General features: G+C 71.8%; 21 protein-coding genes. 10 read left to right on the top strand and 11 right to left on the bottom strand.

Translation table 11 applies throughout. From position 1 onward, the window contains the following. The first annotated feature begins 44 nt into the window (after positions 1-44). Positions 45-1541 (top strand): hypothetical protein, encoded by a 1497-nt coding sequence (locus tag HD596_RS45925; protein ID WP_185075620.1) that lies wholly within the window; start codon positions 45-47, stop codon positions 1539-1541. A 518-nt stretch (positions 1542-2059) separates the two neighbouring features. On the opposite strand, the gene HD596_RS45920 is transcribed toward HD596_RS45925, so the two are convergent. The 7 genes from HD596_RS45920 to HD596_RS45890 all read right to left on the bottom strand — a co-directional run bounded on the left by HD596_RS45920 (position 2060) and on the right by HD596_RS45890 (position 9333). Next, positions 2060-4207, bottom strand: a complete 2148-nt coding sequence (locus tag HD596_RS45920; RefSeq protein ID WP_185075619.1) for a transglycosylase domain-containing protein — start codon at positions 4205-4207, stop codon at positions 2060-2062. A gap of 131 nt (positions 4208-4338) precedes the next feature. After that, positions 4339-4659, bottom strand: coding sequence for a tetratricopeptide repeat protein (locus HD596_RS45915; protein WP_185075618.1), 321 nt, complete (start codon positions 4657-4659; stop codon positions 4339-4341). Between the two features lie 2 nt (positions 4660-4661). Continuing rightward, positions 4662-5636: a pirin family protein gene (locus HD596_RS45910; protein ID WP_185075617.1), complete on the bottom strand. Its 975-nt coding sequence runs from the start codon at positions 5634-5636 to the stop codon at positions 4662-4664. A gap of 140 nt (positions 5637-5776) precedes the next feature. Beyond that, complete coding sequence (locus HD596_RS45905) at positions 5777-6103, bottom strand: rhodanese-like domain-containing protein (protein WP_185075616.1); 327 nt, start codon at positions 6101-6103, stop codon at positions 5777-5779. A gap of 95 nt (positions 6104-6198) precedes the next feature. Beyond that, complete coding sequence (locus HD596_RS45900; RefSeq protein WP_185075615.1) at positions 6199-7089, bottom strand: carbohydrate ABC transporter permease; 891 nt, start codon at positions 7087-7089, stop codon at positions 6199-6201. A gap of 1 nt (position 7090) precedes the next feature. After that, positions 7091-8017, bottom strand: a complete 927-nt coding sequence (locus tag HD596_RS45895) for a carbohydrate ABC transporter permease (RefSeq protein WP_185075614.1) — start codon at positions 8015-8017, stop codon at positions 7091-7093. Next, on the bottom strand, positions 8014-9333 hold the full coding sequence (locus tag HD596_RS45890; RefSeq protein WP_185079120.1) for an extracellular solute-binding protein: 1320 nt from the start codon (positions 9331-9333) through the stop codon (positions 8014-8016). Before HD596_RS45890 ends, HD596_RS45895 begins: the two co-directional genes overlap by 4 nt. 402 nt (positions 9334-9735) lie before the next feature. Here HD596_RS45890 and HD596_RS45885 point away from each other — a divergent pair, with 402 nt between their 5' ends. From HD596_RS45885 to HD596_RS45865, 5 genes are all read left to right on the top strand, one after another. Further along, the gene (locus tag HD596_RS45885) at positions 9736-12141 is read left to right on the top strand and encodes a beta-xylosidase/alpha-l-arabinosidase (RefSeq protein ID WP_185075613.1); all 2406 of its coding nucleotides are present in this window, start codon (positions 9736-9738) and stop codon (positions 12139-12141) included. After that, positions 12125-13159, top strand: coding sequence for a LacI family DNA-binding transcriptional regulator (locus HD596_RS45880; protein WP_185075612.1), 1035 nt, complete (start codon positions 12125-12127; stop codon positions 13157-13159). Before HD596_RS45885 ends, HD596_RS45880 begins: the two co-directional genes overlap by 17 nt. 64 nt (positions 13160-13223) lie before the next feature. After that, positions 13224-13778 carry a type II toxin-antitoxin system prevent-host-death family antitoxin gene (locus HD596_RS45875; protein ID WP_185075611.1) on the top strand — a complete coding sequence of 185 codons (555 nt, stop codon included), beginning with the start codon at positions 13224-13226 and terminating at the stop codon, positions 13776-13778. Positions 13779-13838: 60 nt separating this feature from the next. After that, positions 13839-14447, top strand: a complete 609-nt coding sequence (locus HD596_RS45870; protein WP_313046359.1) for a maleylpyruvate isomerase N-terminal domain-containing protein — start codon at positions 13839-13841, stop codon at positions 14445-14447. Beyond that, positions 14414-15025 carry a 2'-5' RNA ligase family protein gene (locus HD596_RS45865; protein WP_185075609.1) on the top strand — a complete coding sequence of 204 codons (612 nt, stop codon included), beginning with the start codon at positions 14414-14416 and terminating at the stop codon, positions 15023-15025. Before HD596_RS45870 ends, HD596_RS45865 begins: the two co-directional genes overlap by 34 nt. Here the strand turns inward: HD596_RS45865 and HD596_RS45860 are convergent. From HD596_RS45860 to HD596_RS45850, 3 genes are read right to left on the bottom strand one after another with little or no spacing between them, the layout of a single operon-like run. Further along, positions 14987-16126, bottom strand: coding sequence for an alpha/beta hydrolase family protein (locus tag HD596_RS45860; RefSeq protein ID WP_185075608.1), 1140 nt, complete (start codon positions 16124-16126; stop codon positions 14987-14989). The genes HD596_RS45865 and HD596_RS45860 overlap by 39 nt on opposite strands. A 21-nt stretch (positions 16127-16147) precedes the next feature. Further along, the gene (locus HD596_RS45855) at positions 16148-16975 is read right to left on the bottom strand and encodes an ABC-2 transporter permease (protein WP_185075607.1); all 828 of its coding nucleotides are present in this window, start codon (positions 16973-16975) and stop codon (positions 16148-16150) included. After that, positions 16972-17958, bottom strand: coding sequence for an ABC transporter ATP-binding protein (locus HD596_RS45850; RefSeq protein ID WP_185075606.1), 987 nt, complete (start codon positions 17956-17958; stop codon positions 16972-16974). Before HD596_RS45850 ends, HD596_RS45855 begins: the two co-directional genes overlap by 4 nt. 133 nt (positions 17959-18091) lie before the next feature. On the opposite strand from HD596_RS45850, the gene HD596_RS45845 reads away from it, so the two are divergent. Beyond that, positions 18092-19318 (top strand): sensor histidine kinase, encoded by a 1227-nt coding sequence (locus HD596_RS45845; RefSeq protein WP_313046358.1) that lies wholly within the window; start codon positions 18092-18094, stop codon positions 19316-19318. After that, the gene (locus tag HD596_RS45840; protein WP_185075605.1) at positions 19315-19971 is read left to right on the top strand and encodes a response regulator; all 657 of its coding nucleotides are present in this window, start codon (positions 19315-19317) and stop codon (positions 19969-19971) included. The genes HD596_RS45845 and HD596_RS45840 overlap by 4 nt, the downstream gene beginning before the upstream one ends. A 58-nt stretch (positions 19972-20029) precedes the next feature. On the opposite strand, the gene HD596_RS45835 is transcribed toward HD596_RS45840, so the two are convergent. Continuing rightward, positions 20030-23650, bottom strand: coding sequence for a LamG-like jellyroll fold domain-containing protein (locus HD596_RS45835; protein ID WP_221519884.1), 3621 nt, complete (start codon positions 23648-23650; stop codon positions 20030-20032). A 369-nt stretch (positions 23651-24019) separates the two neighbouring features. On the opposite strand from HD596_RS45835, the gene HD596_RS45830 reads away from it, so the two are divergent. Together HD596_RS45830 and HD596_RS45825 are read left to right on the top strand one after the other, a co-directional pair. Further along, a complete protein-coding gene (locus tag HD596_RS45830; protein ID WP_185075604.1) occupies positions 24020-25063 on the top strand; it encodes a LacI family DNA-binding transcriptional regulator in 1044 nt (347 codons plus the stop codon). Between the two features lie 124 nt (positions 25064-25187). Further along, positions 25188-26483: a sugar ABC transporter substrate-binding protein gene (locus HD596_RS45825; RefSeq protein ID WP_185075603.1), complete on the top strand. Its 1296-nt coding sequence runs from the start codon at positions 25188-25190 to the stop codon at positions 26481-26483. The last annotated feature ends 2 nt before the right edge of the window (positions 26484-26485 follow it).

Below are 26485 nucleotides of genomic sequence, written 5' to 3'. Positions count from 1 at the left end.
GCTGACCCGTAGGCGTCGCCGTAGCGACTCACTACTATTCCGCCATGCCTGTTGATCTTGCATTCTACGCAATCATGGCCGCCCTGCTTGTGGGCATTCCTCTGATGACCGCAGCCGGGGCCCTCCCTGCCGCGCTGCTCTCCGCCCCGCCCAACCGCCACGAATTCATCAACCGGGAAGTCGTCGCCGTGGGATTGTTCGTATCGTTCGCCGGCGCCTTGTTGATGGGGCTCGGCGCGTGGCTCGGGAGCGAGGATTCGCGTTACGGCGCCATCGAATTTTTCGGAATACTGGTGATCACCCTCATCGGCGCGGGCCTGCTTGTCGCCGGTCTCGGGCCACTGCCTTCGTGGCTGCTGGAGATCATCGGTCCGTACGCGGAACGACTGCCGCTGCCCTTCCGCCTGGCGGCCCGCGACCTGGCCCAACGTCGCGCTCGCGCGGTCCTCGCCATCACGCTGGCGATGCTGGCGACAGCCTCCGGCATCGCGCTGACCGTCATCGCGGCCGGCGAAACAACGCAGAGCAGGGCCGGATACTCTCCCCGCGCCCGGCCAGGCACCTTATTGGTCCGGCCGAGCGCCATGTTCGCAGAGCCTCTCTCAACCGCGGAGGCGGACATCGTACGAGCGGCGATCGAACGGGAATTACCCCAGGTGCCGATCGCCCAGAGCGAGCGCATTTCCTCCGAGTCCGGGCACTTCCGCGCGAGCGCGGAGAACGTCGAAATACCGGAGGAAGCCGTCTACTGGGATCAGGCCATCGGTGATGAGAAGCTGCTGCGATATCTCACGGGTGACCAGTCGACGCCATACGACGAGAGCACGGCCGTGGTGATCACGTCAGCCAACGTGAAAGTCAACTCGGTCGAACTCTCCTACGGGATCAACGAGGACGACGAGACGGCGGTCACCAAGACCGTCAGGGCGGTCATCGCCAGGCCCGCCGACCGGCACATGCAGACGATCTTCGTCCCCTCGAAAGTCGTCCGGGGCCTCGGCTACCAGCTCCAACCGGACGAGCTGATCGTCGACCCCACCCTCCACCGCACGACGGTGCAGGAACAGCAGCGCCTCGACGACCGGCTGGACGATGCGGTCGCGGCAACTTACGTCGAACGGGGCTTCGAGGCTTCGACCGGGTGGCTGCCCGTCGTCGCGGCGGCGCTCCTCATCGCCCTCGCGGGCGCGCTGGCCACCAGCTTCGGCCAGGCCGCGAACGCGCGCCAGGCCCGGGTCCTGAGACGGGCCGGCAACGGATCCGCCGCGGCCTTCCGGTGGTTCTGCGCCTTCCGCGCGGGTCTGAGCGCCCTGTGCGGCACACTCCTTGGCGCGGTCGCCGGATGTCCCGCCGGGATGTTGCTGCTGTGGCCCCTAACGGTGCGTACCACGTGGGAGGCACCGTTACGGGTACCGTTCGAGACCCCCTGGCCGGCGATCGTGGCTGTCGTCGCCGGCCTTCCCCTCCTCGCCGCCGCCCTCGGTGCGCTCCTCGCACGCGAGCAGCCGCACGTTCCCGCACCCGCCATGCCTCGCCCCTGAAACGTGTGAAACACCTTGGAGGCCTCAGCGGCGATCCGCTGTACGACGTGTGCGGCGGCGGCAAGGCCGGCCCGTCGATCACCGGGACGCGCTGGCCGAGCACGCGCTCGGGTTCGCCGGCCTCGGTATCCGGCACTGGGACGGGTACTGGTTCGGCATCGACCGTCAGTGGGGTGACACGTTCCCGCACTACTGGAGCGTGCTCACGGCGGTCGCGCTTCGGCAGCTCCCCGAGGCGCTGCGGACCCTGGACGCCGAGCGCGTGGCCGGTGCGATCTTCGCGGCCAACCTCGCCGACTTCGGTCCCGACGGCCGGGCGGCCTGCGCTTTCCTGATGCCCAGCTGCGGGGACGGCCGTCCCGCGCACCGGGCGGACCCGCTCATGAACGGACCAGGACTGCGCGCTCGCCCTGCTGCTCCGATCGCAGAAGCGACCCTGACCGGCCCGGCGCGGCGGCGAGCGGGTCGCCTGTCACGATGCCGATCGCCGCGGGCAGCGCCGCACGCGCGGGAGTCAGTCACCCCTGGGGCTCGAACTCGGCGTCTTCGGGCTGGTCCAGGGGCGATTCCGGGCGGTCCTCGCGGGGCGGTGCGCAGCTCTGGCCGCAGCCGCCGAACCGGGCCGTGTTCACCGGCGTGAAGTCCCTGGCCGGCACGTCCTTCAGCGCCGCCGTCATGGTGTCCTTCCAGATCGGCCCGGGCACCGAGGCGCCGGCCACCGCGCCGAAGGTGCGGCCGCCGATCGTGACGCCGGTCAGCTTGTAGCGCTGGGAGCCGCGCGGGTCGCCCAGGCTGACCGCGCCCGCCAGATCCGGGGTGAAGCCGGCGAACCAGGCCGTGGCGTACCCGTCCGTGGTGCCCGTCTTGCCCGCCGCCGGGCGGCCGATGCCGCCGACCCCGCGCATCGTGCCCTTGGTGAACACGCCGGACAGGACGTGCGCGGTGGCGTCGGCCACCTCCGGGTCGAGCGCCTTGCGGCACGACGGGTCGTACGAGGTCGCCGTGCCGGTGCTCGCCTCGGTCACCTTGGTGATGACCATGGGCGTGCAGTAGGTCCCGCGGGCGGCGACGGCCGCGTACGCGGTGGCCACGGTGACGGGGTCCATCTCGTTGATCCCGAGCGTGAACGTCTCGTACTCCTGCAGCGGCCCCCCGTCCGCCCGGCTGATGCCCAGCGCCTTGGCCGTCCGCACCGTCTCGCACAGGCCGACCCGCTGCTCCAGCGCCATGAAGAACGTGTTCACCGACCCCCACGTACCGGTCGCGAGCGTCTTGAAACCGGGCGAGCCCTCGTCGTTGGTGACCGTCCAGGACGGAATGCCCACGTTCTGGCCCTTGCAGTTCTTGAACGAGGCGTAGCCGGGGGCGGTGTAGGCGTTGGTCACGCTGATCCCGTCGTCGATCTTCATGCCCTGGGAGAGCGCCGTGATCAGCGTGAACGTCTTGAACGTCGAACCCGCCTGGAAGCCGATCAGCCCGCCGTGCCGCTTGTCCGCCACCGGATTGTAGGAGATCTCCTTCCGCTTGGCGGAACGGCCGTAGGGGCGGCTGGCCGCCATCGCCTTGATCTCGCCGGTGCCCGGCTCGACCAGCGCCTCGGCGGCGACGGGGTGGTCCGAGGCGAACACGTGCTTCCTGATCGCCGTCTCCGCCGCCCGCTGCGCCTTCGGGTCCAGGGTCGTGTAGATCTTCAGGCCGCCGCGGGCGAAGCGCTGCTTCCTGGCCCGCTCGGTCCTGCCGAAGGCGGGGCTGGTGAGGAGCTCATGACGTACGTATTCGCAGAAGTACGGGTAGCGGCCGGCCTGGCAGCCGTTGGGGGCCTCGACGCCCTTGTAGCCGAGTTTCGCCGCCTTGGCCAGGGCCGCCTGGTCCGGGGTGATCCGGCCGAGTTGCGCCATCCGGTCCAGCACCACGTTCCGGCGCTCCAGCAGCAGCTCGCGGGCCTGCTTGCCGAGCGCGGGGTCGGTCCTGTTGGGGTTCTGGACGGCGCCGGCCAGGGTCGCCGCCTGGGCCAGGTTCAGGTCGGCGGCCGAGACGCCGAAGAAGCGCCGCGCCGCCGCCTCCACGCCGTTGGCGCCCGCGCCGAAATAGGCGATGTTCAGATATCTGCGGAGAATCTCGTCCTTGGAGTACTTCTCCTCGACGCCCATCGCGTACCGCAGCTCCTTGAGCTTGCGCGCGTAGCTGGCCTCCAGCGCCTTGTTCTTGCCCTCCTCGGTGTCGGCCGAGTTCAGCAGGACCTGCTTGACGTACTGCTGGGTGATCGACGAGCCGCCCTGGGCGATGCCGCCGGAGCTGAGGTTCTTGGCCAGGGCCCGGGCGGTGCCCTCCAGGTCGAGCGCGCCGTGCTCGTAGAAGCGGTAGTCCTCGATGGCGACGATCGCCGTCCTCATCACGTCGGCGATCTGGTCCAGCCGCACCTCCTTGCGGTTTTCGGCGTAGAACTGGGCGATGCGGTTGCCCTCGGCGTCGTACACGACGGAGGTCTGGGGCAGGGGCGGCTCTTCGAGCTGGGCGGGCTTGAGATCAAGCATCTCGGTGGCCGAGACGAACAGGGAGCCTGTGCCGCCCACGGTGGGCAGCGCGATCGCGGCGACCACCGTGCCGGCGGCCACGGCCGCTCCGGTCAGGCGGGCAAGGCTCCACAAGGGGCTCGAACGAGACATGGGCGTCATGACAGCACAGAGCCATTCGCGCTGTCCAAGACTGATATGCCTTGATTATTGATATTCGAATGGATATCGCCGCAGGCCGGAGCGCCGCCGTGCGGGGACGGCGGCGCTCGGCGTCGCGCATGTCACTCGCCGGTCATCGCGGCGTGCATGCGCAGGTACGGCTCGGCGTCCTTCGGCCGGTTCTGGCGCTGCAGCGTACGACCGAGGAGCAGGCAGGCGTACCCCTCCGCCGGATCGCGCTCCAGCACCAGCCGGAGCTCGGCCTCGGCCCGGCCCAGCTGGGCCGAGTGGTAGTAGGCGCGGGCCAGCAGCAGCCGGGCCGCGAGGTTGTCCGGCGCCGCGCCCACCACCTGGGCCAGGATGCGGGCGGCCCCGACGTAGTCCTGCGAGTCGAAGAACCGGCGCCCGCGCTTGTACTCCTCGGCCAGCTTCTCGATCGGCATGTTCACTCCTGTCCGGTGTGCGGGAGGCGCTCGGCGGGGATGACGCCCAGGCGGCCGGCCTGGTAGTCCTCCATCGCCTGAAGGATCTCGGCGCGGTTGTTCATCACGAAGGGGCCGTACTGCACGACCGGCTCGCGGATCGGCTGCCCGCCGAGCAGCAGCACCTCCAGGTTCGGCTCGGCCTGCGGCTGGGCCGGGTCGGCGGCGACGGTGATCGCCCCGCCCTGGCCGAAGACGACCAGCTGTCCCTTGTGCACCGGCGTGCGCTCGTCACCGGCGTGGCCGTGTCCGGCCAGCACGTAGGCCAGGGCGTTGTAGCCGGGGTTCCACGGCACCTCCAGCCGGGCGCCGGGGGCCACCGTGGCGTGCACCATCGTGATCGGGGTGAACGTGATGCCCGGACCGGCGTGGCCGTCCAGCTCGCCGGCGATCACCCGCAGCAGCGCGCCGCCGTCGGCCGAGGCGAGCAGCGCCGCCTGGCGGCCGCGGATGTCCTGGTAGCGGGGCAGGTGGAACTTGTGCGCCCGAGGCAGGTTGACCCACAGCTGGACGCCGTGGAACAGCCCGCCCGAGACCACCAGGTGCTCCGGCGGCTTCTCGATGTGCAGCAGGCCCGAGCCCGCGGTCATCCACTGGGTGTCGCCGTCGGTGATCGTGCCGCCGCCGCCGTTGGAGTCCTGGTGCTCGAAGATGCCGTCGATGATGTAGGTGACGGTCTCGAAGCCGCGGTGCGGGTGCCAGGGGGTGCCCTTCGGCTCGCCGGGCGCGTACTCGACCTCGCCCATCTGGTCCATGTGGATGAACGGGTCCAGCGCGGACTGCGGCACGCCGGCGAACGCGCGCCGTACCGGGAACCCCTCGCCCTCGAACCCGCTGGGCGCGGTCGTCACCGACCTGACGGGCCGCCGCGTGAGGGTGGCGGGGTCGGGCGCGGCGACGCGGGGCAGAGCCAGGGTGTCGGCGGTGATGGCGGGCATGACCCCTCCTGGTGGTTGAAAATTCAATCGGTTGCCCGCCTCAACGCAGGACCACCGCCGGGCATTCCCGCACGTGCGTACCTTTGATCCATGCGATCTGTCGCGGGGGCGGGGCTGCTCGCCTACGTCGGCCAGGGCGGCTAGGACGACTGGACGGGGAGCCCCGCGGCCGTCCAGTCCTCGATGCCCTCGCGGTACTTGCGCACGTCGGTGTAGCCCAGCGCGGTGAGCCGGTCGGCGACCTGGCCGCTGTTCGGGCACGCCGGGTTGGAGCAGTACGTGATGATCGCGGCGTTCTTGTCGGGCAGCAGCGCGGACGCCTGGGCGTCCACGTCGGCCGGTGCCAGGGGGACGGCGCCGGGGAGATGCTGCTGGGCGTAGTACGCGCCGCCGAGCGCATCGACCACGGTCACCGTGCCCGCCTCGATGGCCGCCGCGAGGTCGTCCCGGGTGATCAGAGCGGTCATGTCATTGCCTCCAGAATGAGTCGGACTGCGGTCCGGTTACGTGGGTAAGACGTTACCGGACCGCAGTCCGCATTTGCAATCTGGGGCGACCGCGGCTACTTGCCGAATCCCGCGGTCAGACCGGCCAGCAGCTGGCGGCGGCCCACCACGTACAGGATGAGGATGGGCACCGAGGTCAGGACGACGGAGGCGAGCACCGCGGGCACGTTGATGCTGTACTGGCCCTGGAAGGTCCACAGCGCCAGCGGCAGCGTGCGCTGCTCGGGGCTCTGGGTGAGGATCAGCGGCAGCAGGAACCCGTTCCAGATCGTCAGGGCGTTGTAGATGGTCACCGTCACCACGGCGGGCCTGGTCAGGGGGAGTGCCAGGTTCCAGAGCGTGCGGAGCTCGCTGGCGCCGTCGAGGCGCATCGACTCGAACAGTTCCTTGGGCACGTCCCTGATGAAGTTCGACAGGATCAGCACCGACAGCGGGATCGCGAACGCGATCGACGGCAGGATCAGCGCCATGGGCGTGTCGTAGAGGCCGAGCCTGATGATGATCAGGTAGATCGGGATGATCGTGGCCTGGTGCGGGATGGCCAGGCCCATGAGGAACGCCGAGTTGGTCCAGCGCAGGAACCGCCCCCTGCCGCTGCGGACGATCGCGTACGCCGCCATGAACGACACCGCCACGGCGGGCGCGACCGCGCCGACCGTGACCACGACGCTGTTGATGAAATATCGGATGAAGTCCGACTCGATGACCAGCCGGTAGTTGTCCAGCGTGGGCTCGGCCGGCGGCAGGAGGGGGTTCTCGACGTAGTAGTTGCTCTGCGACTTGAAGCTGGTGATGACGATCCAGTAGATCGGCACGACCACGACCGCCAGCCAGAACCAGGCGACCGCGCCGCCCAGCCAGTTGGGCCGGCGGGTCACCCTCTTGGTGCCGGGAGCGGTGTGCCGCGCCGCCGCCTGCGAGGTGTTCTTCGCGAGGGTCGTCGTCATGTCAGGCACCTTCCAGCTGGCTGTGGCTCGCGTCGCGGCCGCCGAGACGGCGCAGCAGCAGCGCCAGCACCAGGCCCACCAGGACCAGGATGACGGCGATCGCGCTGGCCGGGCCCATCAGGTTGGCCTGGAAGCCCCTCTTGTACATCTCCAGCGCGAGCACCCGGGTGGCGTCCCCCGGGCCGCCGGCGGTCAGCACGAAGATGAGGTCGAAGAAGACCAGCGAGCCCACGACCATCAGCGTCGAGGACGTGATGATCGTGTACTTGAGCTGGGGCAGGGTGATGCTGAAGAACATGCGGACCCGGCCGGCGCCGTCGATCTCGGCGGCCTCGTACATCGAGCGCGGGATCTGGCGCACGCCACCCTGGTAGATCAGCGAGTGGAACGGGATGAACTGCCACGACACCACGAAGATCACGACGCTGAAGGCGAGGACGGGCTCGCCCAGCCAGTCCTGCACGAGCAGCGGGATCCCCAGCCCGGCACCGAGGCCGAAGTTCGGGTCGAGCAGCGCCTTGTAGGTGATCGCGATGGCGGCCGAGCTGAGCAGCAGCGGGATGAAGTAGATCACCGAGAGCACCGCGCGGTAGCGCTGGAAGCCGGCCAGGAACGTGCCGAGCAGGATGCTCGCCGGCGTCTGCACCACCCACGACAACGCGATGACCAGGAACGTCACCCACAGCGCGTGCGGCAGGCCGGGATCGGAGAGTACGGCGCGCCAGCTGTCGAAGCCCGCGGGACGGATCTCGCCGAGCCCGTCCCAGGCGGTGAAGCTAAGCACGAAGACGCCGATGAGCGGGATGACGCCGAAGCCGACGAAGAACAGCAGGGCCGGCACGGCCAGCCAGGCCAGGCCGCGCCCCTGGCCGCCGGGCACGGCGGCCAGGGGCGCGTTTCCCCTGGCGGAGATCGGGGGGACCGTCACTTGCCTATGACCTCGTTGAGGCTCGTGGCGAACTGCTGCGGCGAGATCGACAGCTGGAACAACTTGGCGATGTTGTCCAGCAGGACCTCGGCCGCGGTCGGGCTGAGCGCCTGGTCCCAGGACTGCTGGAAGGACTTGGCCTTGCTGGCGGTGTCGTAGACGAACCGCTGCCACGTCCCGTCGAGGTCGGTGCCGAACTGCGAGTCGGTGCCCTTGACGATCGGCACGAAGCCGTTGCTGGCCCAGTCCTTGTTCTGCGCGTCGGAGTTCATCTCGGTGGAGAGGAACTTCTTGACGATCTCCTTCTCCTCGGCCGTCGCCTTGGAGGAGATCGACATGTACTGGGCCGGGTTGCCCACGGTGTTGCTGGGGTCGCCCTTGCCGCCGTCCACCGGCGGAAAGTTCATGTAGCCGAGGTGGCCGCCCTTGACGAAGTCGCCGCCGGTGTCGCGCATGTTGCCGTACGTCCAGCCGCCGTGCAGCATCATCGCGGCCTTGCCCGTGTACAGCAGCGCCTGGTCGGCGTTGGAGTCGGCGGTGATCGAGGAGAAGCCCTTGATGAAGCCATTCGCCTTGATGAGGTCCTGCATCTTGGTCAGGGCGTCGATGGCGGACGGGTTGCTCCAGGCGTCCTTCTCGCCGTCGAAGACGGCCTGGAAGACCTCGGGGCCGCCGATGCGGTCGAAGAGGAACTCCAGCCACATCATGTTCGTCCAGCGTGACTGGCCGCCGAGGGAGAATGGCGCGACGCCCGCGGCGTTGAACTTCTTGACCAGGTCCATGATGTCGCCCCAGCTCTGCGGGGGCTGCGCGCCGACCTTCTCGAAGACCTTCTTGTTGTAGAAGAGGACGATCGGCGTCACGGCCTCGACCGGCACCGCGTAGATCTTGCCGTCGACCGTGGCCGCGTTGAAGGAGGACGGGAACAGCTTGTCCTTCAGGGCCGCGTTCTGGTCGAACCAGGAGGTGAGGTCGTCGACCTGGCCGGCCTGCACGTAGCTCTTCAGCCCGCCGCCGCCCCAGCCCCAGATGATGCTGGGGGCCTCGCCCGCGCCGATCGCCGTCTTGATCTTGGTCTTGAAGGCGTCGTTCTGGAACATCGTGGTCGCGAGCTGGGTGCTCGGGTTGGCCTTGTTGAAGCGCTCGACGGCGCGGGTGCGGATGCCTTCCTGGGGCTGTCCGGTGAGATACCAGTAGGTGGCCTTGCCGCCACCGCTGCCGCCACCTGTGGTGGAGCCACCCCCGCCACCGGCGCCGGCCTGGGTCGGCCCGGAGCCTCCGCAGGCGGTCAGGGCGGCTCCGAGGGGAAGGCCCATGGAGAGGCTGAGGAAGGTGCGGCGAGAAGTTGACCTGTTCTCCACGCTGATCTCCGTACTTGAACGCCGGGGGGATTGGCCGCGCGGCTCGTTGATCGTCGGATGGTGGTGGCGGGCGGCCGGGGACGCGGCGCCTGCCGATGCCGCTCGTCACGTCTCCTTTGAGTGAGCTCGTCGAAACATTTGCGACATACCGCGTGGTCCGTCAATTTAGGTTTCGACCATGGGCCTGTCAAGACCGCCGTATCCGGGAATCTGCCCATGGGAGCAGCGCGTGTGTAAAGTACTCAGGCGCGGCGTTCATCTGGTCGTCTGTAATCAGGGACGCTTGCTCACAGGCCACTCGACGACATCGAAACATTTCGAAATAATCACGGCGGGAAACGGCTTTAAGGAGAGCACATGACGGCTCTGGATCGGACCCCCGCGATGGACGGCGTGCTCCACCCGTGGCAGGACCCGGCGCTTCCCGTGGCCGACCGAGTCGAGGCCCTCCTCGCGGAGCTGACCCTCGAGGAGAAGGTCGGCCAGCTCGGCAGCCGGTGGATCGGCAACGACATGCAGCACGAGCCGGCGCAGGAGGCCGAGACGCTGAACGTCGCGCCGATGCAGGACGTGTTCGCCGCCTCCGGCACCGTCCCCCTGGACGAGGCCGCCCGGCACGGGCTCGGCCACCTGACCCGCGTGCACGGCAGCGCTCCCGTGAGCGCGCGGGAGGGCGCCGCCGAGGTGGTCAGGCTGCAGCGGGCCGTCGTCGAACACTCCCGGCTCGGCATCCCGGCCATCGTCCACGAGGAGTGCCTGACCGGGTTCACCACGTACGGGGCGACCGTCTACCCGGCGGCCATCGCGTGGGGGGCGACCTTCGATCCCGAACTGGTGGAGCGGATGGCGGCGGCGATCGGCCGGGACATGCGGGCCGTGGGCGTGCACCAGGGCCTGTCACCCGTGCTGGACGTGGTGCGCGACTACCGGTGGGGCCGGGTCGAGGAGACGATGGGCGAGGACCCGTACCTCGTCTCGATGCTCGGCGCCGCCTACGTGCGCGGGCTGGAGAGCGCGGGCGTCATCGCCACCCTCAAGCATTTCGCCGGATACTCCGCCTCCCGCGCGGCCCGCAACCACGGGCCGGTGCCGATGGGGCGGCGCGAGCTGATGGACATGATCCTGCCGACCTTCGAGACCGCCATCGCGCTGGGCGGCGCGCGGTCGGTGATGAACTCCTACTCCGACGTGGACGGCGTGCCGGCCGGAGCCGACCCCTGGCTGCTGACCGAGGTGCTGCGCGAGGAGTGGGGCTTCACCGGGACGGTCGTGTCGGACTACTGGGCGATCCCGTTCCTGGCCAGCATGCACCACGTCGCCGCCGACACCGGCGAGGCGGGCGTGCAGGCCCTCACCGCGGGCATCGACGTCGAGCTGCCCGACACGCTCGGCTTCGGCCCGCACCTGGTCGAGCGGGTACGCGGCGGCGAGCTCCCCGAGTCGCTGATCGACCGGGCGGTGCGCCGCCTGCTCACCCAGAAGGTGCAGCTCGGGCTGCTCGACGCCGACTGGACGCCCGAGAAGTCCGTGGCCGGGGCGGCCGGCGTGGACCTCGACTCGCCGGGCAACCGGGCGCTGGCGCGCGAGCTGGCCGAGCGGTCGATCGTGCTGCTCGACGCCGGCGACGCGCTGCCGCTGCCTGCCGGGCCGCGCCGGATCGCGGTCGTCGGGCCGTGCGCCGACGATCCGCGGACGTTCATGGGCTGCTACGCCTTCCCCAACCACGTGCTGCCCCGCCACCCCGCGCTCGGGCTCGGCATCGAGGCGCCCAGCCTGCTCGACGGGCTGCGGGCCGAGCTGCCGGAGGCCGAGCTCGTCCACGAGCGGGGCTGCGAGGTGCAGGGCGACGACCGCTCCGGCTTCGCCGCCGCGCTCGAAGCGGCACGCGGGGCCGACCTGTGCGTGGTGGCCGTGGGCGACCTCGCCGGGCTGTTCGGACTCGGGACCTCGGGGGAGGGGTGCGACGCCGACGACCTGCGCCTGCCCGGGGTCCAGGAGGACCTGGTGGCCGAGCTGGCCGCGACGGGCACGCCGGTCGTCGCCGTCGTCGTCTCCGGCCGCCCGTACGCGCTGGGCCGGGTGCACGCGGGCGCGGCGGCGCTCGTCCAGGCGTTCATGCCCGGCGAGGAGGGCGGCGCGGCCATCGCCGGCGTGCTGTCCGGCCGGGTCCAGCCGTCGGGCAGGCTGCCGGTGCAGATCCCGCGCGGGCACGGCGGGCAGCCGGGCACGTACCTGCAGCCGCCGCTGGGCGCCGACAGCCAGGGCATCAGCAACCTCGACCCGACCCCGCTCTTCCCGTTCGGGTACGGCGCCTCCTACACCGCCTTCGAGGTCGGCGACCTGCGGATCGACGCCGCCGAGGTGCCCACGGACGGCGAGTTCGGCGTGGCGGTCAGCGTGCGCAACACCGGGGACCGGGCCGGCGAGGAGGTCGTCCAGCTCTACCTGCACGACGTCGTCGCCCAGGTCACCCGGCCGGTCCGGCAGCTGACCGGGTTCGCCCGGGTCCGGCTGGAGCCCGGGGCGAGCGCCCGCGTGACCTTCCGGGTGCACGCCGACCGGACCGCCTTCACCGGACGCGATCTCAGGCGCATCGTGGAGCCCGGGGACATCGAGGTGCTCGTCGGCACGTCGGCGGCCGACCTGCCGTGCCGGGGCACGGTACGGCTGACCGGCCCGGCCCGGGTCGTCGGCCACGACCGGCGCCTGGACACCCCCGTGTCGGTCGAACGGGAGGGGGGACGCGATGCCGTCCAGTCGTAGACGCGCCACGCTGGCCACGGTCGCGGCCTCGGCGGGCGTGTCGGTGGCGACCGTGTCCAAGGTGCTCAACGGCCGCAGCGACGTGGCTCCGACCACCCGCTCCCTGGTGCAGTCGCTGCTGCGGGAGCACGACTACATCGCGCCGTCGCCGCGCCGGGACGGGCCGGTCGCGACGGACACCATCGAGGTGCAGTTCGACGACGACTTCAGCACCTACTCCACGGAGATCATCCAGGGTGTGGTCGCGGCCGGGGCCGAGGTCGGCGTCGGGATCGTCGTCAGCGTCCGCAAGAAGATCGACCACCCCGCCGCGTGGGCCCGCGACCTGGTCGCCGCCGGGCGCCGGGCGCTGATCTGCGTCACGTGCGACCAGCTGACCACCCGGCAGCTGGCCGCGCTGTCCCGCGTCCAGCTGCCGCTGGTCGTGATCGACCCGCTCCACCTGCCGCACGCCGGCGTGACCAGCGTCGGCTCCACCAACTTCGCCGGCGGGCTGGCCGCCACCCAGCACCTGCTGTCCCTCGGCCACCGGCGTATCGCCTACCTCGGCGGCCAGGCCACCGCCACCTGCAACCAGGCCCGCCTGCACGGCTACCGCGCCGCCATGGAGGCCGAAGGGGTGCCGGTGCCGCCCGCGTACACGCGCTCCGGGCACTTCCGCTACCAGGACGGGCTGGAGTGCGGCGCCGCCGTGCTCGACCTGCCGGAGCCGCCGACGGCGATCTTCGCCGGCTGCGACGAGAGCGCGCTGGGCGTCATGGAGGCCGCCCGGGCGCGGGGCCTGCGCATCCCGCAGGATCTGAGCATCGTGGGGTTCGACGACACCCAGATGGCCCGGATGGCCTCTCCGCCGCTGACCACCATTCGCCAGCCGCTGCGCGAGATGGGCGGGGTGGCGGTGCGTACGGCGCTGCGGCTGGCGGCCGGCGAGAAGATCGACTCCCACCACGTCGAGCTGGCCACCGAGCTGATCGTCCGCGCCTCCACGGCGGACGTGACGTGTTCCAAGCGCACCTGACCGGCTCCCGGGATTCTGCCAGGCGCCTTGCACATATTCCGTAAGGCGCCTTACGATTTCTCAAGTGATCAACGAATCCGTCGCCCAGCCGCCCTCCTACGCCGAACTCCACGCCCGATACGGCACCCCGCTCGGCGTCGAGGAGGCCCGCGCCCGCTGGGGGACCATCGTCAAGGCCGCCAGGGGCGGCGAGACCATCCTGATCACCCGTGAGCGCTGGGAGTGGGCCGCGCTCGTCCCCCTCTCCAAGGTGTCCGGGATCTGGAGCGGGCTCCCGCTCGTGCCGCTCTCGACGGCCCGGGGCAAGCTCGGCGACCTCGTACGGCAGGTCACCCAGCCGTACGACGAGAGCCCCGTGCTGCTGGGCCGCCACCGCACCCCGGTGGCCGCCCTGATCTCGGCCCGCGACCTCCTCAACCGGGCCGCGCCCCCGTCCAGGACGGCCGCCGAGGCCATGCTGCTCGACGGGCACGCCGTCACCCTCACCTGCGACCTGGACGCGCCGTCCGGCCCGGTCTTCTCCGCCGTGGCCGTCGACCGTCAGGGCGGGATCGTCGCGGCGGGCTCCGGCGCCGACCTGCGCGAGGCGCTGCGCGCCCTCACCCCGACCAGGGACTGACCGGCCGTTGTTACGATCCTTGTCATGCGCAGCGCGGAGGCCACAGTCGACGGAGCGGACGTGCGTCGGGTCGTGGCTCTGGCCCTCGACGCCCTGAGGGAGGCGGACGCCGACGCGTGGGAGGCCAAGGCGGGCACGCTCGAGTGGACGTGCCGGGAGACGCTCGAGCACCTGGCCGACGACCTGTTCACCTACGCCGCGAGGTTCGGGCTCGCCAGACCGCCGACGACCGCGCTGCTGCCGTTCCGGACGAGCAGCGACCGGAGCGGTGGCCCGGCCAACGTCATCTTCGCCGACCCGGCCGCGGGCGCCGAGGGCGTGCTGACCCTCGTGGAGGCGTGCGGCGGCCTGCTCGCGTCCGTCCTGCGCACCGCCCCCTCCGGCACCGTCGCCTACCACGTCTTCGGCCCCTCCGACCCGGAGGGCTTCGCCGCCATGGCCGTCGTCGAGGTCCTCGTGCACACCCATGACATCGCGCAAGGGCTGGACCTGGAGTGGTCGCCGCCGAGGGAACTGTGCGAACGCGTCCTGACGAGGCTCTTTCCCCACCATGCCGCCGTTGACGGCGACGCCTGGGAGGTCCTGCTGTGGGCGACCGGGCGCACCGCTCTCCCCGATCGCCCACGGCTCACCGAATGGCGCTGGTACGGCACGCGGAGCACGAGCTGAGCGCGGGCGGGGCGGCCCCCTACCCGGTCGGCGCCACGGTCCTCGTGGTGCCCGTGCCCGAAGCCGAGCCGGTCGTCGGCGGGCAGCGCGCGCTGTTCGACCCGTCGGCCAGGTTCGGCGTGACCGCGCACGTCACGGTCCTCTATCCGTTCCTGCCACGGCCGGAGATCGGGGAGGGGACGGTGGCGGAGCTGGCGGGGCTGTTCGCCGCCCACCAGCCCTTCGAGGCGGCCTTCACCGGTTGCGCCCGCTTTCCGGGCCTGCTCTATCTGGGGCCCGAGCCCGCCGAGCCGTTCGCCGCTCTCACGCGGAGCGTGACCGGCCGGTGGCCGGCGCTGCGCCCGTACGGCGGCCGGCACGGCGAGGCCGTCCCGCACCTGTCCGTCGGCTACGGCGACGACCAGGTCCTGGACGGCGTCGAGTCCGCCGTCGCGCCCGGGCTGCCGTTCACCACCCGCGTCACCGCCGTGGACCTGGCGAGCTTCGACGGGGCCCGCTGGACGGCGGTCTCGCGCTTCCCGCTGCGCCAGGAGCCGCGGTCAGGGGGTGTGGAAGGCGACCTCCGGGTTCGCCGGTGACGGGCCGCTGAGCAGCGGCTGCTTGCGGCCCTTCAGGTGCTGGTCGAAGAAGGCGCCGACATAGGCGCGGATGATCTCCAGCGAGCGCCGCGCCGAGAGGACGTCCGGGCCCGACATGCCGGCCGCCTGCTGCAGGACGGACAGGTCGGTGAAGCTCGTGTGGTCGGTACGGGCCACCGTGAGCCAGCGCTTCCAGCCGCTCATCCTGGTCCAGCCGTCGTCCCAGGTGTGGTCCTCGCCGGGCACGTGGTCGGACCGGCTGCCCATCAGCAGGAAGGGCCGGTCGAGCGGGACCGCGGGGTGGAAGGTGCCGTCCAGGTTCACCCCGGCCCGTACGCGCCTGTCGACGGCCATGGTGGCGGCACCGGCGTCGCCGCCGAGGGAGTGGCCCGCCATGCCGATCCACTTGGGGGCGATCATGCGGGCGTTCTTCCAGGCGGGGTGCCGGCCGGTCAGCTCGTCGAGGACGAAGGCGATGTCCTTGGTACGGTTCGCGGTGATGGCCGCCTGTCCGCCTTCCGGCGGTTTGGGCTGGTCGCAGAGCGGGACGCAGGTGATGGTCCGGCCGTCGGGCAGGGTCGTGCCGGACGACTCGTAGGCGTGGTCGACGAGCGCGACCACGTACGCGCGGCTGGCCAGGTCCTCGGCCAGGAAGGTCAGGCTCGCGCGCGGCAGGCCGAGGCCGGGGGAGAGCACCACCAGCGGGTAGCGGCCCTGCTTGGGCGGGGCTCCGGCGCGGGCGTGGGTGCGGGTGCCGCTGACGACCTCGGCGGGGATCTTCGCGCCGGGGGCCTTGCGCTGGAGCAGGGACGCGGCCTCGGCGGTGGTCATGTACGGGGCGGGGCCGCCGGTGGCCGAGCGGGCGGGATAGTACATCGAGACCATGAGCCGGCGCGGGCCCGACTCCGGGACCCAGGGGTCTTTGCGGCCGCTGTCGACCAGGGGGAGGATGTCGCGCCCGACCGGGTTCGGGCCGGTGGGGCGGGGGAGCTCCAGCTGGATCGAGGGGGCGGGCTGCGCGGAGGCGCTCGCCGCCGTGGAGGGGACGGCGGTCAGGGCGAGGCAGGCCGTCAGGGTGATGGCGGGCAGGTGGATCTTCATCGGATTTCCTTCCGTACGGGGTCACACGTCGCGGCGACGTACGACAATCAGGGTCAGGACGGCGGCGACGAGCGGCCACAGCGCGAAGGCCGCCCACGAGCCGGCCACCGTGGGCAGGGCGGGGTCGTCGCGGACCTGGGGCAGGCCCAGGCAGGTCCGCCAGACGTAGAAGGGGACCAGGGCGTACAGGTCGTTGAGCCACTGGTGGACGGTGGGCTGGAAGAAGGTCGGCACGATGACCAGCGCGGCGCAGACGGTGACGACGGCGGCGGCGGTGTGCCGGGCCAGCGCGCCGATGCCCATGCCGGTCAGCGCCGACACCGGGGCGAGCAGCGCGTTGGCGGCCAGGACGCGCAGCACGCCGGGGTCGCCGAGCGAGACCGCGACGCCGCGGCCGGACAGGATGGCCTGGCTGACGCCGAACGTGCCCGCGGAGATGAGCGCGCCGGTCGCGAGCGTCACGGCGGCGGTGACGGCGAGCTTGGCGGCCACGACGCGGTGGCGGGCCGGGACGGCCGTGAGCGTCGTGCGGATGAGGCCGGTGGCGTACTCGCCGACGATCGCCAGGGCGCCCAGGCTGCCGGCGCCGATCATGAGCATGGAGGCGGCCAGGCCGCTGAACGCCTCGCCCAGCGGGTTGAACCTGGCCTTCTCCATCGCGGTGAAGCCGGGCCAGCTCTGGTAGGCGTCCAAGCTGCTCTGGGCGGCCAGGGCGACGATGGCCAGCGTGCCCAGGCCGAGCAGCCACGAGGTCGAGCGCAGGGACCAGAGCTTGATCCACTCGGCGGCGAGCAGGTCGCGGAAGGTGCCGGTACTCTTCGTGGGATCATCGGCGTGCCTGGCGGTCATCGCGGGTCACCGGCCTGGTGTTCGGCGGGTCCGGTGGTCATCGGGAGTCGCCGGCCCCGGTGTTCGGCGGGTCCGGCGGGCATCGGCGGGTCACCCGCCCGATGTTCGGCGTGTCCGGCGGTCAGCTCCATGAACGCCTGCTCCAGCGAGGCGGTCCGCGGCGCGAGCTCGTACAGCATGATCCGGCGCCGATGGGCGAGCTCGCCGACGCGGGCGGCGCTCAGCCCGGTCACGGTCAGGGCGTCGCCGCCCTCCGGCCGCACCTGCGCCCCCTCCAGGCTGAGGACGGCCGCCAGCTCGGCGGGGTCGGGAGTGCGCACGGTGACGGACGCGCCGGTGCCGCGGGCGGCGAACCCGGCCAGGCTCTCCTCGGCGATCAGCTCGCCGCGGCCGATGACGACGAGGCGGTCGGCGGTGTTCTCCATCTCGCTCATCAGGTGACTGGAGACCAGCACCGTGCGTCCTTCGGCGGCCAGCCGCCGGAACAGGCCGCGCACCCAGAGCACGCCCTCCGGGTCCAGGCCGTTGATCGGCTCGTCGAACATCAGCACGGGCGGGTCGCCCAGCAGCGCGGCGGCGATGCCGAGCCGCTGGCGCATGCCGAGGGAGAACCCGCCGATCCGGCGGCGCGCCACCCCCGCCAGCCCCACCTCCTCCAGCACCTCGGCCACCCGGCGCCGGGGCAGGCCGATGCCGCGGGCCAGCGCGCGCAGGTGGGCGTCCGCGGTGCGGCCGCCGTGCACGTCGCCTGCGTCCAGCAGCGCGCCGACGTGGCGCAGGCCCGCCGGGCGGGGGCGGCCGTCGATGGTGGCGCTCCCGGACGTGGGACGGTTCAGGCCGAGGATCATGCGCAGGGTGGTGCTCTTGCCGGCGCCGTTGGGGCCGAGGAACCCCGTGACGTGCCCCGGCCGCACGGTGAACGTCAGGCCGTTCACCGCCGTCACCGCGCCGTAGCGCTTGGTCAGTCCGTTGACTTCGATCACGTGACCCACGTTGTCGCAGGTCGTAGGCGTGCCACATCTGGCCGCGGGCCTGTTTGCGGCGGGCGGGGGTGGCCCGCGGGCATAGGCCCGGCGGCCGATGCCCGGCCCCTGATCGGGTGACTACGATCGACGGGTGCGCGACAGATGGCCGGAACGGCTGCCGGGCGGCGTGCGGACGCTGCTCACCTGGTGCGGCCTGGCGGGCCTGGTGCCGCTGCTGTACGCCCTGACGCTGACCGACGGCGAGAACCTGCTCCCGGTGGGCGCCGCGCACGCGGCGTTCGCCGCCGCCATGGCCGTCCCCCTGGCCTGGGCGCGGCGGCGGCCGGGCACGGTGCTCGCGGTGCTGCTGGCCGGGGTGGTCACGGCGTCGGCGGCGGGGCTGCCGGCGGAGCGGTTCTGGCCGCTCCTCCTGGCGGGCGACGTCCTGGTCTGCCTGGTCACCGCCGCCCGGTCGCGCCGCGCCGGCCTAGCCGCGGCGGCCGTCACGCTCGTCGTCCAGGAGACGGCCTGGCAGGCGGACCTGCTGCGGCACGGCCTGCGTGCCCTGGCGCCCGGGTTCCTCGCGCTGTCGGTCCTGCTCGGCCTGGGCGTCGTGGCCGGCTGGATGGGCGGGATGTTCATCCGGCAGCGGCGCGAGTACGAACGCGCGCTGCGTACGCACGCCGCGGCCCAGGCGGTCACGGACGAGCGGTTGCGCATCGCCCGCGAGCTGCACGACATGGTCGCGCACAGCATCGGCATCATCGCGATCCAGGCCGGCGCGGGCGCCCGCGTGATCGACAGCCGGCCGGAGCAGGCGCGCGAGGCGCTGGGCGCGATCGAGGCGACCAGCCGGCAGACGCTGAAGGGGCTGCGGCACCTGCTCGGCGCGCTGCGCGAGCCCTCTGAGCCCGTCCCCGCGGCGGGGCTGGCCGACGTCGACCGGCTGGCCGAGGCGACCGCGGCCGCCGGGGTACGCGTGGACGTGCGCCGGCACGGGCGGCCACGGCCCCTGCCCGCCGCCGTCGACCGGTCCGCCTTCCGCATCGTGCAGGAGTCGGTGACCAACGTGCTGCGCCACGCGGGCACCGACCGCTGCCAGGTCACGATCGACTACGGGGACGAGGAGCTGCGCATCGACGTCGCCGACGCCGGACGCGACGCCACGACGCAGGCCGCCGCCCACGACCCCGCCATGCCGAGCGCGGGAAGCGGGCACGGGATCGCCGGCATGCGCGAACGGGTCGCCCTGCTGAACGGCGACTTCAGCGCGGGCCCCCGGCCCGGCGGCGGCTTCCGCGTCACCGCCCGCCTGCCGCTCACCGGCCCGCTCACTGGCCCGGCCGAACGGGCGACCGCCGAGGTGGAGGTCCCGTGACGATCCGCGTCGTGCTCGCCGACGACCAGCCGCTGATCCGCGCCGGCCTGCGCATGGTCATCGACGGCACCCCCGGCGTCGAGGTCGCCGGAGAGGCCGGGACCGGAGCCCAGGCGGTCCAGCTCACCAGGCGGCTGCGTCCGGACGTGGTGGTGATGGACATCCGCATGCCCGGCATGGACGGCATCGAGGCCACCCAGACCATCGCCGCCGAGTCCCCGGCCACCCGGGTGATCATGCTGACCACGTTCGACGACGACGACAACGTCTACGCCTCCCTCCGGGCGGGGGCCAGCGGGTTCCTGGTCAAGGACATGGCGCTGGAGGACATCCTGTCCGCCGTGCACGTCGTCGCCGCCGGGGACGCCCTGATCGCGCCGAGCGTCACCCGCCGCCTCATCGAGGACTTCGCCCGCCGCCCCGCCCCGGCGCCCCGGCCGCGCGAGCTCGCGGGGGTCACCGAGCGGGAGCGCGAGGTGCTGACCCTGGTCGGGCGCGGCCTGTCCAACGCCGAGATCGCGGCCGAGCTGCACATCAGCCCGGGCACGGCCAAGGCGCACGTGGCCAGCCTGCTCGCCAAGCTCGCCGCCCGCGACCGGATCCAGCTGGTCATCACGGCCTACGACGCGGGCCTGGTGTTGCCGTCGCGCTGAGCGCGGTGCCGCCCGTGCCCCCGGAGACCCGGGGGCGCGGGCGGCACCGGTGGTGGGGTCAGCCGCTGTACGGGGCGACCGTGATCTTGTCGATCACCGGGGCGTACTGCGCGCGCAGGAGCACCCCGGGGAAGGTCTCCGACGCGTACGTGGTGCCGTCGAAGTTCGGCAGCTCCTCGGCGGAGAAGCGCACCGTGTTGGCGCCCTTCTTCAACCGCACCGGGACGGTGAGCTCCCAGAAGTTGTTCTCGTGGAAGGTGTGGGGGAACAGGACGCGCTGCGCGGCGGCGCCGTTCACCGCGATGTCGGCGTGCCTGGCCAGCGGGTCCGGGTTGTAGTGCGTGGCGGCCGACTGCTCCGGGTTGGAGTAGCGCACCCGCATGGCGTACGTTCCGGCGGTCGCCGCCCGCACGTCGAAGGTGAGCGTGTTGGCGTTGCCGGGCGTGCCGCCGACCCCGGTGACCGCGCTCCCGCCGCCGGCCAGCGAGAGCGGCGTCGCCTTCGCGGTCCCGGCGAGCCGCGCGGACTCCGCCTCGTACACGGTGGCCGGCAGCGCGCCGGCGGTGGGCCGCACCTCGAGCCGGTCGATGAGCGACGTGCCGGACCTGCCGGTGACCGTGACCTTGTTGACGCCGCCGGACAGCGACACCGCCGCGGTCGAGTCGCCGCGCCGGGCGCGCTCCAGCACCCGTACGCCGTTGACCGTCACCGACGCCTTGCCGGCGCCGAGCAGCTTGAGGTCCAGGGTGGCCGGGGCGTCCTGGGCGGAGTACACCCAGAAGGTGGCCGACTCCTCGCGCCGGGCCGCGACGACGCCGGAGCCCGAGAGCGCGGCGCCGTGCGCGGAGTAGGACGGGCGGGCGCCGCGCAGGTCGGCCAGTTCGGCCTCGTAGATCGAGGTCGCCGCCGCCGGGTTGGGCAGCGAGAGGCGGATCCGGTCGACGATCGCGTCGCCCTTGGTGGCCCTGGCGCCGTCGAGGCTGCGCGCGGCCAGGGAGAGCACGTGCTTGCCCGCCGTGAGCTCCACGGTGGTGTCCGCGTGGTCCCACACCACCCACTTGTAGCCCAGCGGCAGGAACAGCTCCTGCTCGGCGCCCCCGTCCACGCGGACGAAGACGTTGGTCGGGCCCTGCTCGCGCACCCGGTCGAAGGTGTTCAGGGAGTTGGCGAACACGCTGAGGTCGTAGCGGCCGGCCCGCGGGACCTCGACGGTGAAGTCGAGCACGCCGTCCGAGCCGGTACGCAGCCCGCCCACGTCGTAGCGGCCGGAGGTGTAGAACTTCGACACGTCCGCCGGAGAGCCCTCGGGGCCGTTGCGGCTGTAGCCGCCGCCGGTGTACTTCGCGTCCTCGGCCTCGTACGACCCCTCCCACAGCTTGGGCGCGGGCGCCGTCGCCGTGCCCGAGCCGGCGGGGGTGAGGACGATCTCGTACGCCGACGACTCCTTGAGCCTCGGCAGGTCACCGGCGCCGAAGTCGAAGACCACGGTGCCGTCCTTGACGGCGACGTCACGCTCGGCGACGATCTCGGGCTGCGCCGAGTCGCCGACCTGGCCGGTCCACGGGATCTCCCGCACCCAGGCGTGCACGTCGCGGCCGAAGACCCCGGCGGGGACGTTCTCGAAGCGGATGTGCCCGGCGCTGTCGGCGCCGCCGAAGATCGCGCGGGCCTGCTTCTTGCCGGGGTCGAGCGTGGCGACGCCCTGCAGGGTGTAGTTCTGCCCCGGGTACGGCGGCGTGACCCGTACGGTGTGGCCGCTCATGCTGCCGTAGGCGTTGAAGAGCCACCACTGGCCGTTGCCGCGGTTGGCCTGCACGGCGGAGTCGGACAGGTTGCCGTCGATGTTCCAGTACGCGATGTCGGCGTCGACCTTCGACTCCTCGATGGCCGACACCCACTGGATCATCTGGCCCGGCACCGAGGTGTGGTAGTTGAAGGCGTACTCGTTGACGTTGATGGGCAGCCGCTTGCCGGCGTACTTGGTGCCGGCGAAGACCTCGGCCTCCATCTCGCGGTAGCGCTTGACGCTCGCCCTGACCTGCTCGGGGTGGCTGAGCTCGTGCCAGGTCATCACGTCGGGCACGGTGCCGGCCTCGACGACGTGCTCCAGGTAGCCCTTGACCTGGGAGTAGAGCACGCTGGTGTTGGGGCCGGCGATCCGGGCGGCCGGCATCCTGCTTTTGATGAGGGTGTAGACGTCGTCCCACGCCTTGAAGTAGTCGCGCGGGTCGCTGAGCCAGCTGACCCGGTTGTAGCTCCACTCGCCGGTGCCGAACATGTTGCCCTCGGGCTCGTTGAACGGAACGAAGACAATGTTGTCCTGATATTTCGGGTCGAGCTGGAGAACCTGGTCCACCTGCTTGGCGATCTTCTGCTCGTACAGGTCGAGCTTCTCCTGCGGCGTGGCGCCGGGCCACTGGTAGGGGAAGCCGCGGTGGATGTCGGTCATGTAGATGTACACGTCGCCGTCGGTGCTGTCGGCCAGCGGCTTGACGACCTCCAGGGCGTCGGCCCCGGGGTGCTGCGGGCCGTCCTGCGCCTTGGTCGAGACGGTGCGCAGGCGCATCCCCTCGATGAGGTTGTTGGTCGGCACCCCCTGCCCGTATAGGCCGTAGAGCGTGCCGGACGCGCCGCCGTGGAAGGGGCCGGTGTCCGCGGCGAGGTCGATGGCGAGCTGGCCCTCGCGGATCACGGTGACCCCGGCCGTGACGGGCCTGCCGCCGGCCGTGCCGGTCACGGTGAAGGTCCCGGCGGCGGCGTAGTCCTCGGGGTCCACGGGCGACCAGGTGATGGGCAGCTCGCGGTCGTAGCCGTCGCTGAAAGTGGCGCGGACGGCGGCCGGCAGGGCGGGCGCGGTGCCGATGGTCGTCCGGACGGAGAACGCGCTCTGGGCGAGGCCCGTCGGCGTGGGGGTCTGGCCGCCGGTGACGCCCGCCACCTGCTCCGCCGACAGCGCGGCGGCGTAGACGCGGAAGTCGTCGATCGCGCCGTCGAAGAGCGGGTCCTGGTAGAACGAGCGCCCGATGAACCCGGCGGAGGTCGTGGCGGCGTCGATCAGCTGCGCGGCGCTGATGGTGGTGGGGGCCGACGCCACCGCGGCGCCGTCGAGGTAGGTGGTGAGGCGCTTGGCGGCGGTGTCGAGGGTGACCGTCAGCGTCTTCCAGGCGCCGGCCGGCAGCGGGGCATACCCCGTGACCTTGGCCTCGCCGCCGCCGCCCGAGGTGGTGACCGCGGTGCGCAGCACGCCGTCCCCGTTGTACGGCGTGCTGAACAGGTAGCGGTTGGTGTCCTTGCCGAGCGCGTAGATCCACTGCCAGGAGGCGGCGGTGCCGTCCCACTTGACCCGCGCCGACACCGTCAGGTCGGTCCTGCCCTTGATCGCGTCCAGCGGCAGGCGCACGTAGGCGCCGTCGGAGGAGGGCGCGCCGCCGGGCAGGCTCAGCGCGTGGCCACCGCCGGCGCCGTCGACCAGCGCGGCGGTGGAGCCGTTGACCAGCGTGCCGTTCAGGCCGTTGCCGGAGGAGTCGGTGATGGAGCCGGTGGCGAGGTCGTCGGAGTCGAACGTGTAGAGGAGCACGGGAGAGGGCGGATCCACGGTCCGCGCGTCCGCGACGCCCGTGGTCAAGGCGGCGACGAGGGCGGCCGGGAGCAGCCCGGCCCACATGGCCTTGATGGTCATGACGATGTCCCTGGGAGGTGTGAGCGTTAACAAGTCTCAGGGAGGGTGATCGGCGAGCGCAACTGAGGGTTTCGCGTAGGTTACGTAGCCGCGTCCGGCGCGTCAATGGGCGTTTCCGGCTTGTCACGATTCGGTATCGCCGACCGTTCTCACTCTTGACGGTCGCTCACCGGCGGCGCGACAGTCGAGCCACATCGTTGAACCGGTTCGCTGATTCCGGCGACCCGCAGGTGGAGCCCGCTCCCGACCATGACTGGCCGCGGGCCGATCGATCCTGCGGATCCCCAGAAAAAGCGCCGACCGGTCGGCGATCCGAGGGTTTTCGCGACGCAACTGTCGAACCGGTTCAATGACCTACAGGAGGTGAGAGTGGCGACGATCGGAGACGTGGCCCGGGAGGCCGGGGTGAGCCGCAGCACCGCGTCCTACGCGCTGTCGGGCAAGCGGCCCATCTCGGAGGAGGTCCGCCGTCGCGTGCTGGCGGCCGCCGAGGCGCTCGACTACACGCCGAACGCGGGCGCCCGGGCGCTGGCCACCTCCCAGACCAAGGTCCTCGGTCTGCTCGCCCAGTTCCACGAAGACGAGTTCGCGCCCGCGATGATGCAGTACATCCTGGGCGTCACGAACACCGCCCGCGACCTGGGTTACGACACGCTGCTGGTCACCGAGGCCGACGGCGTGCGGGCGCTGCGGCGCATCACCGACTCGCGCATGGTCGACGGCGTCGTCCTGATGAACATCGCGCAGAACGACCCGAGACTGCCCATCCTGCGGGCCGCGCCGCAGCCGGGCGCCCTGGTCGGCCTGCCGGGCGACTGCTCGGGGCTCGACGTGTTCGACCTCGACTTCGAGGAGGCCGGCCGGGCCATGGTGGAGCACCTCCACCGGCTCGGCCACCGCGAGCTCATCCTGATCTCGCAGCCCGAGCACGTCGTCGAGCGCGGCGGCGCGTACGTGTGGCGCCTGCGCGACGCCGCACTCGAACGGGCCCGCCAGCTCGGCGTCACCCTGCACGCCGTGTACGGCGAGTCCCGCCAGCCCGCGGTCGGACGCCTGCTCAACGCCCTGCTCGACGCCTACCCGTCGGCGACCGGCCTGCTGCTCAACAACGAGGCCGCCACCGCGGCCCTGCCCTCCGTCGCCCACCAGCGGGGCCTGCGGGTGCCCGAGGACCTCTCGGTCATCGGCCGCTACTCCGCCGAGTTCGCCGCCACCTTCTCCCTGCCCTACTCCTTCATCGAGAGCGCGCCCGACCGGCTCGGCGCCATGGCGGTACGCCAGCTCGTGCGCCGCGTCGAATCACCGGCGGCCCGCGACGAGCCGTTCGTCGTGCGCTTCATCTCGCCCGAACTGGTCTCCCGCGGAAGCACCGCCCCACCGACCGCCCTGACCGCCCCGCCGACCGCCCCCTAGACCGCGTCGACCGCGCCCCCGGCCGGCGCCGCCGACCGCACCCCCTGCCGCCCGCTAGTTCGCGGGCCCGACCCCCCAACCTTCCGGCCGCGCTCCGATGTGAGCGCTATCATTGGAGGCCTCGATGAACCGCACGTCGGTTTCCGCGAAGGCGGCGGTCCTCGGAACCGCCGTCCTGGCCCTGTCCGCCTGCGCGTCCGCCCCGCAAACCGCCGGCACCACCACCGCCGGCGCCTCCGCGGGCGGCTCCGGCGCGTACACCTGGTGGGACCCGTACCCGCAGCACGACCCGTCCTCCGCCTGGGCGAAGCGGGTGGACTCCTGCGGCAAGCAGGCCGGCGTCACCATCCAGCGCACCGCCTACGACACCACCGCGCTGACCAACCAGGCGCTGCTCGCCGGCCAGGAGGGCAACGCGCCGGACGTCATCCTCCTCGACAATCCCGCCGTCTCGACGCTCGCGGACGCCGGGATGCTCACCACGATGTCCGACGTGCCCGGGTCCGGCACCATGGCCGACTTCGGCCTGGACACGGCCCGGTTCGACAAGAACCTCATCGCCGCCGGCGAGCTGGACGGCAAGACGTACGGCATCCCCATCGGCGCGAACACCCTCGCCCTCTACTACAACAAGAAGATCCTCGACGCGGCCGGCGTCGACCCCGGCTCGATCAAGGACTGGGACACGCTCGACGCGGCGCTGAAGAAGGTCAAGGCCGCGGGCAAGAAGCCGATCACGTTCTCGGCCATCGGCACGGAGGAGGGCTCCTTCCAGTTCCTGCCGTGGTTCTGGGGCTCCGGCGCGCAGCTGACCCAGCTCGACTCGCCCCAGGCCGTCGCGGCGCTCGACCTGTGGACCAGGTGGGTCAAGGACGGCATCGCACCCAACTCCGTCATCAGCAACTCCCAGAACACCACCTGGGAGCAGTTCCTGACCGGGGAGTTCGCTTTCGCCGAGAACGGCACCTGGCAGATCGACAGCGCCAAGAAGGCGGGCTTCCCCACCGGCATCGTGCAGATCCCCGGCAAGGACGGCGGCACCGCGCCCACGCCCACGGGCGGCGAGTTCATCACGGTCCCGGTGCAGAAGGACACCAAGCGCTACGCCGCCACCAAGAAGATCCTCGAGTGCATGACGACGCCCGAGGGCCTGGTGGAGACCGGTACGACGTTCGCGTACTACATCCCCTCCACCGCCGAGGGCCAGCAGGCCATCCTCGCCAAGGAGCCGGGCCTGAAGCCGTGGGTGGACGCCGTGAAGTCGGCCAAGGGCCGCACCAGCGACAACCTCGGCACCAAGTACCCGAAGATCTCCGAGGCGCTGTGGACCGGGGTGCAGAAGGCGCTGAGCGGCTCGGCCACCCCCGCCGACGCGCTCAAGGAGGCGCAGGCCCAGGCGAAGCAGGCCACCGGCGGCTGATC

Source organism: Nonomuraea jabiensis, from assembly GCF_014204795.1.
Taxonomy (GTDB): domain Bacteria; phylum Actinomycetota; class Actinomycetes; order Streptosporangiales; family Streptosporangiaceae; genus Nonomuraea; species Nonomuraea jabiensis.
The sequence above is the reverse complement of the archived record's forward strand: the minus strand, read 5'-3'. Positions and strand labels throughout refer to the sequence as shown.